The 11154-nt window shown below is 59.4% G+C and carries 8 protein-coding genes and 1 pseudogene; 1 reads left to right on the forward strand and 8 read right to left on the reverse strand.

The window, feature by feature from the left end; genetic code table 11:
* Positions 1–109: 109 nt before the first annotated feature.
* From NTD84_RS18815 to NTD84_RS18825, 3 genes and pseudogenes are all read right to left on the reverse strand, one after another.
* Positions 110–268 (reverse strand): YqaE/Pmp3 family membrane protein, encoded by a 159-nt coding sequence (locus NTD84_RS18815; RefSeq protein ID WP_007904205.1) that lies wholly within the window; start codon positions 266–268, stop codon positions 110–112.
* A gap of 84 nt (positions 269–352) precedes the next feature.
* Positions 353–424: pseudogene (locus NTD84_RS18820) on the reverse strand (transcriptional regulator); the annotation flags it as partial.
* A gap of 162 nt (positions 425–586) precedes the next feature.
* Positions 587–1870 carry an aspartate aminotransferase family protein gene (locus NTD84_RS18825; RefSeq protein WP_262168416.1) on the reverse strand — a complete coding sequence of 428 codons (1284 nt, stop codon included), beginning with the start codon at positions 1868–1870 and terminating at the stop codon, positions 587–589.
* Positions 1871–2039: 169 nt separating this feature from the next.
* Between NTD84_RS18825 and NTD84_RS18830 the strand changes: the two genes are divergently transcribed.
* Entirely contained in the window at positions 2040–2960 is a 921-nt protein-coding gene (locus NTD84_RS18830; protein WP_262168419.1) for a LysR family transcriptional regulator, read from the forward strand.
* Between the two features lie 227 nt (positions 2961–3187).
* Here NTD84_RS18830 and NTD84_RS18835 read toward each other — a convergent pair whose 3' ends face one another.
* From NTD84_RS18835 to NTD84_RS18855, 5 genes are all read right to left on the reverse strand, one after another.
* Entirely contained in the window at positions 3188–4966 is a 1779-nt protein-coding gene (locus tag NTD84_RS18835; RefSeq protein ID WP_262168423.1) for an acyl-CoA dehydrogenase C-terminal domain-containing protein, read from the reverse strand.
* A 220-nt stretch (positions 4967–5186) separates the two neighbouring features.
* Positions 5187–6983 (reverse strand): acyl-CoA dehydrogenase C-terminal domain-containing protein, encoded by a 1797-nt coding sequence (locus NTD84_RS18840; protein WP_262168425.1) that lies wholly within the window; start codon positions 6981–6983, stop codon positions 5187–5189.
* A gap of 89 nt (positions 6984–7072) precedes the next feature.
* A complete protein-coding gene (locus NTD84_RS18845) occupies positions 7073–8362 on the reverse strand; it encodes a GGDEF domain-containing protein (protein ID WP_262168427.1) in 1290 nt (429 codons plus the stop codon).
* A 310-nt stretch (positions 8363–8672) separates the two neighbouring features.
* On the reverse strand, positions 8673–10478 hold the full coding sequence (locus NTD84_RS18850) for a phenylacyl-CoA dehydrogenase (protein ID WP_262168430.1): 1806 nt from the start codon (positions 10476–10478) through the stop codon (positions 8673–8675).
* Between the two features lie 278 nt (positions 10479–10756).
* Positions 10757–11053, reverse strand: a complete 297-nt coding sequence (locus tag NTD84_RS18855; RefSeq protein WP_262168433.1) for a pyrroloquinoline quinone biosynthesis protein PqqE — start codon at positions 11051–11053, stop codon at positions 10757–10759.
* Between the last annotated feature and the right edge of the window lie 101 nt (positions 11054–11154).

The following is an 11154-nucleotide window of genomic DNA, read 5'->3' on the forward strand; positions in this document are numbered from 1 at the left end:
CATTCGCGAGCAAGCCCGCTCCCACATTGGATCGAGGTTCTCTTTGAGGACCCGGTCGAATGTGGGAGCGGGCTTGCTCGCGAAAGCGTTCTACCTGACGCCGCGAAACTCAGCGCTTGGCAATGATATAAACCGCATGCACGATCCCCGGAATATAGCCGCACAACGTCAGCAGAATATTCAGCCAGAACGCGCCAGCAAAACCGACTTGCAGAAACACACCCAGTGGCGGCAACAGAATGGCGATGATGATACGAATGAAGTCCATGGGTCAGCTCCTGATTTGAAGTTGGCTCGTACAAGCCACACAACCAATCGACCTGTGCCGTTCGTCAGGGTTCAGTGCGTTACTTCACGCCAGTATTTCAAGTCCGTGTTTCTGAACGATGCTCAGCAATTTGAGCGCCATGCCGCTGGGATGTTTGGCGACGCCCTCTAAAAAGCCATCGATTCCTCTAACGCTCAAGCCCCGATTGCCATCCGGCAAAACGCCGAGACAAAAAAACGCCCCACGTCAAAAGAATCAAACATGGGGCGATGCGTTATACCGCGAGACGGTTCGGGATTTTGTGTAGGAAGACGCCGATCAGACGGCAATCCCTTTGCGACACTGCAACTGGGCGGTTCGGACGCGGGAAAAGGCACGGGCCAGCCGCAGGAGCATTTCGTCAATGTTGGCGTTGCTGACGGTGAGCGCCGGGGTAAAGCGCAGGCAATTGGCTTGAGGGGCGTCGACTAACAGGCCTTCGTGCATCGCCGCTTTGACTACGGCATCAGCTGAATCGTCTGACAGGGTAAGGCCCCAGAGCAGCCCCTGTCCGCGCAACTCGCCCTGACCATAACGATGAGCCAGACGTGCCAGACCTTCACGAAGGTGCTGGCCGGCGTCCTGGACATGCTTGAGAAAACCCTTGTCCTGCACGCTGCCGAGCACCGCCAGGCCGGCCGCCGTCATCAGTGCATTGCCATGGTGGGTGCCCGCCAGTTCGCCGAGGTCGAAACAGCAGGCCTTGCCCCGCGCCAGTAAGGCCGACAGCGGCACACCGCCGCCCAGGCCTTTGCCGAGGACTACAATATCCGCCCGTACGCCGTAGGCGTGTTCCGCGAGCAAGTTACCGAGTCGGCCGATACCGGTTTGCACTTCGTCGAAGATCAACAGAATGCCAAGCTCACGGCACAGGCGTTCGACGCCCTTGAGGTAATGCTCGGTGGCGGGAATAACTCCAGCTTCGTTCTGGATCGGTTCAAGCATGATTGCCACCGTTCGCGCGTCCACCGCGGCATGCAACGCGGCAAGATCGTTAAACGGTACGTGGCTGAAACCCGGCAGTTGCGGTTCGAAGCGATTGGTCAGGCTGGAACTGTCTGACGCGGGAATCGTCCCCAGACTACGTCCATGACAGCCATGGCTGGCCACGATGATCCGCGAAGCACCACCGCGATGTCGTTGACCCCACTTGCGTGCCAGCTTGATCGCGGCTTCGCAGGCTTCGCTGCCGCTGTTGAGCAGGTACGCCTGATCGCTGCCCGTGCTGGAACACAGGCGCTCGGCGAGGTTGAGCATGCCGCGATTATGCAGGCCGAAACCCGGATTGATCAGCGACTGGGCCTGCGCGGTAATGGCATCGACCAGCACCGAAGGGCTATGCCCGAGGCTATTGGTGCCGCCGCCCTGAGAGAAGTCCAGATAAGCCCGGTCCTCGCTATCCCACAACCACGAACCCTGACCTCGCACGAAAATCTGTTCCGGCCGTTCGACACTGGGCATCAGGCACTCGCTGGAAGGATGATTACCGGTGGATGGCTTGAACGCGTCCGGCATGAGGTCATCAAGGCTGGGCGTGTGACGACGCAAACTGAACAGATTCATCCGAAAAAACCTCGGCTGCGATTTTTTGCCTTACCTATGTAAACACCTTCGGCAGAAACGATATTCATCGCGCTTTATGGCCCTGTAAGCCTTATGAATGCAGTTAGACTAGGCCTATACAGGCCTCCGAGCCATTTCGATTTCCGAGCACTTTTGATAAGTACACCTTATGGATTTCAAGCAGCTGCGTTACTTTGTCGCGGTCTATGAAGAGGGTCATGTCGGCCGCGCCGCCGAGCGGCTCTCCATCTCTCAACCGGCGCTGTCCCAGCAGATTCGCCACCTCGAACAGAACCTCGATGTCAGCCTGTTCGAACGCAGCAGCAAACGCCTGCTGCCTACCCTGGCCGCCCATACCCTGTACAACCACGCTGTACCCCTGCTCGACGGATTGCATCGGGCGCGGGAAGCGTTGGGTAATTTCAAGGGAAAAGCGCTGCGAACCCTGGCCATCGGCGTGCTGCAAACTGTTCATAGCAGTCTCGTGCCGCAGATGCTCGAACGGGTGCGCAAGGCGCAGCCCCATCTGGTGGTGCAGATCTATGAACTGACGGGCCTGGAGATCGAACGACGACTGCTCAACGGCTCTCTGGACATCGGCATCAGCTACCTGCCCCCCCGTCAGCCGGGGTTGCACGGCGTGATGCTGTACGAAGATGAACTGACCCTCGTCATCCCCGCAGATCACCCGCTGCGGGAATTCAAGAAAGTCTCCATGAGTCAGGCCGCCGAATTGCCGATGTTACTGCTGGGAGAAGAGTTTCAGGTGCGGCAGATCTGGCAGACGCAACTGGCCAATCTCGGACGACGCCCGCACGTGCAGGCTGAGTTGAACAACATGGCGGGGATTCTCGACAGCCTACCGCACACCCGTCTGGCGACGGTGCTTCCGGGGCGTTCGCAAAAAGCGCTTGGCCACCATGATCTGCTCTGGAAGCCACTGACCGAACCGCGGGTGCCGTTGAAAGTCGGGCTGGTGTGTCGCGATGTGCAGCGCCAGCAAGCATCGCTGACCTTGCTGCGGACCCTGCTCGAAGAGGTGCTTCACGGCACCGATGAACGCTCGACGCCCAGTGACGGGCTGAGCTGACTACTTTTCTGCAGGCAAAAGAAAACCCCGCCGAAGCGGGGCTTTGCAGACTGTTTCCCTGACATCCATTTCACTCCGCCGTCCTGGCAGAATCCTACGTGTCCGTGTTGTGGCTTTGCGCTTCCTGCGCGACGTCCATGTGAAGTAGATTAGCTGTGGATCCAATCTGTATCTATGGGAGAAATGCAGCACGTCACGTAAGAGAATGCTTACACGACGTCACCGGGTCAGAATTGCGCCGCATCCAGCAAGAACAGTGACTCGCTGCCCGCCTTCACCGACGCGCTCAACGAATGAATGCGCGGCAGCAGGCGTGCGAAATAGAACCGCGCCGTGCCCACTTTGCTCGCGTAAAAATCGTCCTGCGCTTCTTTGCCCAACGCCGCCTTGGCCATCAGTGCCCACATATAGGCGTAGGCCACATAACCGAAGGTTTGCAGATACTCGACCGAGGCCGCGCCGATTTCGTTCGGGTTGCTTTTTGCTCGGTCCAGCAACCACGCGGTCAATTCATCGAGGGTGGTCACGGCATCGTTCAGCGGCTTGGTGAACTCGGCCAGGTCAGCGCTGGCGGTCGCGGTGAAGTGACGAATCTCGTCGGCGAACAGGTTGTAAAACGCCCCGCCACTGCCGACGATCTTGCGCCCTACCAGGTCCAGCGCCTGGATGCCGTTGGTGCCTTCGTAGATCTGGGTAATGCGCACGTCGCGAACCAGTTGCTCCTGGCCCCACTCACGAATGTAACCGTGGCCGCCAAACACCTGCTGGCCGTGGACAGTGGTTTCGAGACCGAGGTCCGTCAGGAACGCCTTGGCCACCGGGGTCAACAGCGCAACCAGATCTTCCGCGCGCTTGCGGGTGGTCGGGTCTTCGCTGAACTTGGCCGTGTCCAGTTGCATGGCCACGTAGGTGGAGAACGCACGACCGCCTTCATTCGAGGCTTTCATGGTCAGCAGCATGCGGCGCACGTCCGGGTGGACGATGATCGGATCGGCCACTTTGTCCTTGTTTTGCGCGCCGGTGGGGGAACGACTTTGCAGACGGTCGCGGGCGTATTCGATGGCGTTCTGGTAGGAACGTTCGCCGGAGGCCAGGCCCTGGATACCGACGCCCAGACGCTCGTAGTTCATCATGGTGAACATCGCCGCCAGGCCTTTATTCGGCTCGCCGACCAGATAACCCACCGCCTCGTCGAAGTTCATCACGCAGGTCGCGGAGGCCTGAATGCCCATCTTGTGTTCGATCGACCCGCAGTTCGCCGGGTTGCGCGCGCCCAGACTGCCATCGGCATTGACCATGAACTTCGGCACCAGGAACAGCGAGATGCCTTTCGGCCCCGCCGGCGCATCCGGCAACTTGGCCAGCACCAAGTGGATGATGTTCTCGGTCAGGTCGTGTTCGCCGCCGGTGATGAAGATCTTGGTGCCGCTGACTTTGTAGGAACCGTCCGCCTGAGGCTCGGCCTTGGTGCGAATGATCCCCAGGTCCGTCCCGGCGTGGGGCTCGGTCAGGCACATCGAACCGGCCCAGACGCCGGCGTACATGTTCGGCAGATACGCTGCTTTCAGTTCTTCACTGGCGTGAGCGTTGATCGACAGGCAGGCGCCTGCGGTCAGCATCGGGTACAGGCCGAACGACAGGCTCGCCGAGTTCACCATCTCTTCCACCTGGGCCGAGACCGCCTTGGGCATGCCCATGCCGCCGTAGGTCGGATCACCACCGACACCCACCCAACCGCCCTCGGCATACGTCTGATAAGCCTGTGGGAAACCTGCCGGCGTGGTGACGGCACCGTTTGCCCAATGGCAACCTTCTTCGTCAGCCGAACGGCTCAAGGGGGCGATGCTTTTACTGGTGACCTTGCCGGCTTCTTCGAGAATGGCTTCAACGGTTTCCGCATCGACGGTATCGGCCAGTGCAGGCAACTCGGCCCAGAGTTTGGCGACCTCGAAGACTTCATTGAGGACGAAGCGCATATCGCGCAGGGGCGCTTTGTAGTCAGCCATGGCAAACCTCGCAGGATCTTTACAGGTGATTCGTAGGAAGAGTGATTTCGTTAGGCCCGAGTGTAACCCAACAACTTTTGCGACACATAGGGTCAGCTAGTGACCATTTTGTAATTTTTAGTCACATGAAAAAAGATCGCCGCCTTCGCCAGTGCCCGCACAGAAACCCATATCTCTGCAGGAGCAGCCGAAAGCGGCGATCTTTCGCGGTAATGCCGGATTAAAGCGCAAACAACTCCGCCGGTAACTTCATCAGACAATCGCTCCCCGCTTCGATCGCTGCGCGATGAGCGGCAGTCCGTGGCAGCAAGCGCTTGAAGTAAAACTCGCTGGTCGCCAGTTTGCCCCGACAGAAGTCGGCATCGCCGCTTCCCGCATCCAGTTGCGCCTGCGCCACCAACGCCATGCGTAACCACAGATAGCCAAGGATGATGTAACCGCTGTACATCAGGTAGTCGACGGACGCCGCACCGACTTCGTCCGCATTCTTCATCGCAGCCATGCCGACCTGAGTAGTCAGCTCACCCCACTGCTGATTCAAACCGTTGAGCTGTGCTGCATAACTGGCGAGTTGCGGATGCTCAGCGTTCGCCGCACAAAACTTGTGGACGATTCTGGTGAAGCCACGCAGCAGTTTGCCCTGGCTGCCGAGCACTTTGCGACCGAGCAAATCTAGCGCCTGAATGCCGTTGGTGCCTTCGTAGATCGGCGCGATACGGCAATCGCGAACCAGTTGTTCCATGCCCCATTCACGGATGAAACCGTGGCCGCCAAACACCTGCATGCCGTGGTTGGTGACTTCCAGCCCGGTGTCGGTCATGAAGGCCTTGCAGATCGGCGTCAGGAAGGCCAGCAGGTCTTCGGCGTCCTGCCGCGCAGTTTCATCCGGGCTCAGGTGCGCGACATCCAGCAGTTGCGCGGTGAAGTACGTCAGCGCGCGATTGCCTTCGTTGAAGGCCTTCATGGTCAGCAGCATGCGGCGCACATCAGGGTGAACGATGATCGGGTCGGCGGCCTTTTCCGGCGCTTTCGGACCGGTCAGCGAGCGCATTTGCAGGCGCTCGTTGGCGTACCTGATCGCGCCCTGGAAGCTCGCTTCACCCAGGCACAAGCCCTGCATCCCGGTGCCGAGACGCGCATGGTTCATCATGGTGAACATGCAGTTCAGGCCTTTGTTCGGCTCACCGATGAGAAAGCCTTTGGCCGCGTCGAAGTTCAGTACGCAAGTCGCCGACGCCTTGATGCCCATCTTGTGCTCGATCGAGCCGCAGGAAACGCCGTTGCGCTCACCCGCCTCGCCGTTGGCGTCGGGTAGGAATTTAGGAACGATGAACAGCGAAATGCCTTTGGTGCCGGCCGGCGCATCCGGCAATTTCGCCAACACCAGATGAATGATGTTATCGCTCATGTCGTGCTCGCCGGCGGAGATGAAGATCTTGCTGCCGGAGATCGCGTAACTGCCGTCCGCTGCAGGCACCGCGCGGGTCTTGATGATGCCCAGGTCGGTGCCGCAATGGGCCTCGGTCAGGCACATGGTGCCGGTCCATTGGCCTGCGGTGAGTTTGCTCAGGTAGGTGTCTTTCTGTTCGTCGGTGCCATGGGCGTGGATCGCCGACATCGCGCCGTGGGTCAGGCCAGGGTACATGCCCCAGGAGGTATTGCTGGACCCAACCATCTCGCTGATGACCAGCCCCAGGGAACTGGGCAAACCTTGACCACCGTAGGCAGGATCAGCCGCCAGACCATGCCAGCCACCTTCCACATAGTGGGCAAATGCCTGCTTGAAACCAGCAGGTGTCGTCACCACGCCATCGGCGAAATGGCAGCCTTCTTCATCACCGCTGCGATTGAGCGGCGCGAGCACGTTCTCGCAGAATTTCGCCCCCTCTTCAAGGATCGCACTGACCATGTCCGGGCTGGCGTCGGTGGCGCCCAGTGCGGCGTAGTTGCTGTGAAAGTCGAAGACGTGGTCGATCAGGAAGCGCATGTCGCGCAGGGGAGCTTTGTACTCGGGCATGGTCATTCTCCGGCAGCAGATTTCTTAAACCTACTGCCGCCGAACCCGCCTCACAATCACAGTCCAGACGCTGAATGCGCCATCATCACTCAACCCGCAGCGGCGCCCATGCGCACGGCGCCCCGGCGATTCTGACCGTAGGCCACCACACAATTTCGCCCGGCACCTTTGGCGGCGTAGAGCGCTTCGTCGGCGGACTTGAGGACTTTTTCGGGGTTGCGCTGCTCCACGCGTTCGGCGACACCGATGCTGACCGTGACCGAAACGGACGTGGCCGCGGAACCCGTCCGACGCTGACGACCTTGCTGGTCGTCCTGCGGACGGCTGTCCTGATTACGCAGATGAATGTTGTAGGTCGCAATGGATTCGCGAATGACCTCCAGGTGCGGCATGCACTCTTCGAGCGTCTTGCCCGCAAATACCAGCGCAAATTCCTCACCGCCATAGCGATACGCCCTACCGCCACCGCCGATTTTCGACAGCTTGCTGGCGACCAGTCGCAGTACTTGATCGCCCACGTCGTGACCGTGGGTGTCGTTGAATTTCTTGAAGTGATCGACGTCGCTCATCGCCAGCACGTAGTTGCGCCCCAGCCGTTGCATGCGCTCGTTCAACGCACGCCGTCCCGGCAGACCGGTGAGCTCGTCGCGGAAGGCCATTTGGTAGGCTTCATGAGCCACCGCTGCGGCAATCATCAACATCACCTGACTGCACATGATGTTGAGGGTGAACGGCAGGATGAAGGTTTTCGGCAACGCCCAGAACAACCCGATCAAACCCACCAGTTGGGCCGCGTGCAGCGGTCTGGGGCTACGCCAGTATTGCCAGCTCAGCAGCAGGAACGAGGCGATGAACACCGGATAGGACAACTGGATCAGGCTCATCCAGGCGCCATGCAGGGCTGGCCAGCGGATTTCCGACAGCCACATCAGCAATGCCTGCGGGTAACTTTGCTCCAGCCCCAACGCCACGCTTCCTACGGCCGCCAACACCGCGAAACGCGCCACCATGTCCTGAAACAGATGGGTGCGCTCCTGCCACGCGGCGAACACGCCGAACATCAGCGGCAGCAGCAGGCAGCACAGGTGAAAAACCACTGCAGCGTCTTCGCGCACCTTGCCGTTGTCGCGGTAATAGTCGGTCTGGGTGTCGAGCAGAAAGTAGGCGATGTACACCGTGACCATCAGAAACAGTTCACGCTGGCGTCGGTAAACCGCGCAGTAAGCGCCGCCGAGCAGCAGCACCAAGGTCGGCAATACATTGAACAGCGAGGTGAAGAAGACGTTCAGGTCCTTGACGTACGCAGCCGCCAACCCTGCGATCAATAGCAGCAGTGACGGTAGGAAATGACTGAAACGTACAGCGGAAGAACGCGGCAAGGGTAAAGCTCCGACCGTCAGATCAAAAGATGGCAATATGCCCACCTACTGTAACGGCAGCAGCCCTGACTTTCTGAGCAATTTACCAAGGTTTTTTTCTGAGGCTGTGTAACGGATGCAACCCGCGCAACCCATACACCTACCGAAGCTTCAGAGTCGGTGTAAACGGCTGCGATGGCCCCCTCCCCGACGGGGCAGCCCTACGCCACCCGTGGATCGGTCAGGCCGATCTCGATGAAATTTGACCAATGCGCAAAAAAAACCGCCCCTCCCGAGGGAGCAGCGGTTTTTTGTCCGACTGCGTTAAGGCTTAGTAGCCCAGTGCGAAGTCTTCTTCTTTCATGTCCATCAGGTTGTTCGCGCCCGACAGCATGGTTGCCACGTGCGTGCGGGTACGCGGCAGGATGCGCTGGAAGTAGAAGCGCGCGGTCTGCAGCTTGGCGGTGTAGAACGCCGCGTCGGTGGTGCCGGCAGCCAGTTTCTCGGCAGCCAGGCGCGCCATGTCTGCCCAGAAGTAGGCCAGGCAGGCGTAACCGGAGTACATCAGGTAGTCCACCGAGGCCGCGCCGACTTCTTCGCGATCTTTCATGGCGGCCATACCGACCTTCATGGTCAGTTCGCCCCATTCTTTGTTCAGTGCAGCCAGCGGTGCGACGAATTCCTGAACCGCTTCGTTGCCTTCGTTGGTCTGGCAGAACTTGTGGACGATCTTGGTGAAGCCTTTCAGGGCTTCGCCTTGAGTCATCAGCACTTTGCGGCCCAGCAGGTCGAGTGCCTGGATGCCGGTAGTGCCTTCGTACAGCATCGAAATACGGCTGTCGCGAACGTTCTGCTCCATGCCCCACTCGGCAATGAAGCCGTGGCCGCCGTAGATCTGCACGCCGTGGTTGGCCGATTCGAAACCGACTTCAGTCATGAAGGCTTTGGCGATTGGTGTCATGAATGCCAGCAGTGCGTCGGCTTTCTTCTTCTCTTCCGCATCTACGCCGTATTTGACGATGTCGACTTGCTTGGCGGTGAAGTAGACCATCGCGCGGTTGCCTTCGGCGAACGCCTTCATGGTCAACAGCATGCGACGCACGTCCGGGTGGACGATGATCGGGTCAGCGGCTTTTTCCGGCGCTTTCGGGCCAGTCAGGGAGCGCATTTGCAGGCGATCGCGAGCGTATTTCAGGCCGCCCTGGAAACCGATCTCGGCGTGCGCCAGACCTTGCAGCGCAGTACCCAGACGCGCAGTGTTCATGAAGGTGAACATGCAGTTCAGGCCTTTGTTCGCCGGGCCGATCAGGAAACCGGTGGCCGCGTCGAAGTTCATCACGCAGGTAGCGTTGCCGTGGATGCCCATCTTGTGTTCCAGGGAACCGCAGGAAACGGCGTTACGCGCGCCGAGCGAGCCGTCTTCGTTCGGCAGGAACTTCGGCACGATGAACAGCGAGATGCCTTTGGTGCCGGCCGGTGCATCCGGCAGGCGGGCCAGCACGATGTGGACGATGTTGTCGGCCATGTCGTGTTCACCGGCCGAGATGAAGATCTTGGTGCCGGAGACTTTGTAGGAACCGTCGGCCTGAGGTTCTGCCTTGGTGCGCAGCATGCCGAGGTCGGTGCCGCAGTGCGGTTCGGTCAGGCACATGGTGCCGGTCCATTCGCCGGAGACCAGTTTGGTCAGGTAGGCCTGTTGCTGCTCAGGCGTACCGTGCTCGGAAATGGTGTTCATCGCGCCATGGGACAGGCCCGGGTACATGCCCCACGACCAGTTGGCTTCGCCGACCATTTCGCTCACCGCCAGGCCCAGCGACTCTGGCAGGCCTTGACCGCCGTGCTCGACGTCGTGCGCCAGGCTTGGCCAGCCGCCTTCAACGAATTGCTTATAGGCCTCTTTGAAGCCGGTCGGGGTTTTAACGCCGGACTCGCTCCAGGTGCAGCCTTCGATGTCACCCACGCGGTTCAGCGGAGCCAGCACCTGCTCACAAAACTTGGCGCCTTCTTCGAGAATGGCGTCAACCATGTCCGGAGTTGCGTCTGCACAAGCCGGAAGGCTCTGATAATGCGCTTCGTAGCCGAGCAGTTCGTCACGAACGAAGCGAATATCACGCAAGGGGGCCTTGTAGTCAGGCATAGCGATAAACCTCTGCTGATGTAACCGGGAATGAACGACCGCGTCGATTTGTGCTGGCGGTCAAACAGTTGTTTGAAACATACGTTTACGCCTAAACCTTGTCAAGCGCCGATCTTTTGCCGTTCGTCATCGCACTGTGCCAATGCCGTGCACGCGAAGCCGTGGCGCTACTGACCAGGCAACGCGCCGTTAAAGAAAGTTTTAGTTAGGAGAGAATGACTTACACACAAAAACGCCGCGAAAGATCGCGGCGTCGGCGGTGCGGGTTGAGCGGAAAATCAGGCGAAGGTATCGATCAGCGTACCGAGCACTTCATCGGAAGCCTTGGCGACTTGAACACCCGCCTCGACCTGGAACTTGCCTTGAGCCATCTCGACCATATTGCTGGTCAGATCCGATTGCTGGCTGCGGTCGACCGAACGCAGGCGATCAACCTGAACCCCGGAAGACTGGCTGGTGACCGAACGCTCGATCGTGTTGTTGGCAATCTGGCCGGCGGCCTGATCGACACGGTTCTGCCCAGTCTGAATAGTGCTCAGACCGGCATAAAAAGCGGTGCTTCCTGAGATTTCCATGGGCGGACTCGTCCTGACGAAGAATCAATAGCGGCCATTGAAGCAGACACGTGAGCAAAACACCCGACAAAAACACTAATGGCACAGTGCCTTGTCATAGG

It is taken from the genome of Pseudomonas sp. 14P_8.1_Bac3, assembly GCF_025466085.1.
Classification (GTDB): domain Bacteria; phylum Pseudomonadota; class Gammaproteobacteria; order Pseudomonadales; family Pseudomonadaceae; genus Aquipseudomonas.

Excerpts from the sequence above, each read along its gene's own strand:
- NTD84_RS18815 (WP_007904205.1), bottom strand. The coding sequence starts at position 268 with ATGGACTTCATTCGTATCATCATCGCCATTCTGTTGCCGCCACTGGGT.
- NTD84_RS18825 (WP_262168416.1), bottom strand. The coding sequence starts at position 1,870 with ATGAATCTGTTCAGTTTGCGTCGTCACACGCCCAGCCTTGATGACCTC.
- NTD84_RS18830 (WP_262168419.1), top strand. The coding sequence starts at position 2,040 with ATGGATTTCAAGCAGCTGCGTTACTTTGTCGCGGTCTATGAAGAGGGT.
- NTD84_RS18835 (WP_262168423.1), bottom strand. The coding sequence starts at position 4,966 with ATGGCTGACTACAAAGCGCCCCTGCGCGATATGCGCTTCGTCCTCAAT.
- NTD84_RS18840 (WP_262168425.1), bottom strand. The coding sequence starts at position 6,983 with ATGCCCGAGTACAAAGCTCCCCTGCGCGACATGCGCTTCCTGATCGAC.
- NTD84_RS18850 (WP_262168430.1), bottom strand. The coding sequence starts at position 10,478 with ATGCCTGACTACAAGGCCCCCTTGCGTGATATTCGCTTCGTTCGTGAC.
- NTD84_RS18855 (WP_262168433.1), bottom strand. The coding sequence starts at position 11,053 with ATGGAAATCTCAGGAAGCACCGCTTTTTATGCCGGTCTGAGCACTATT.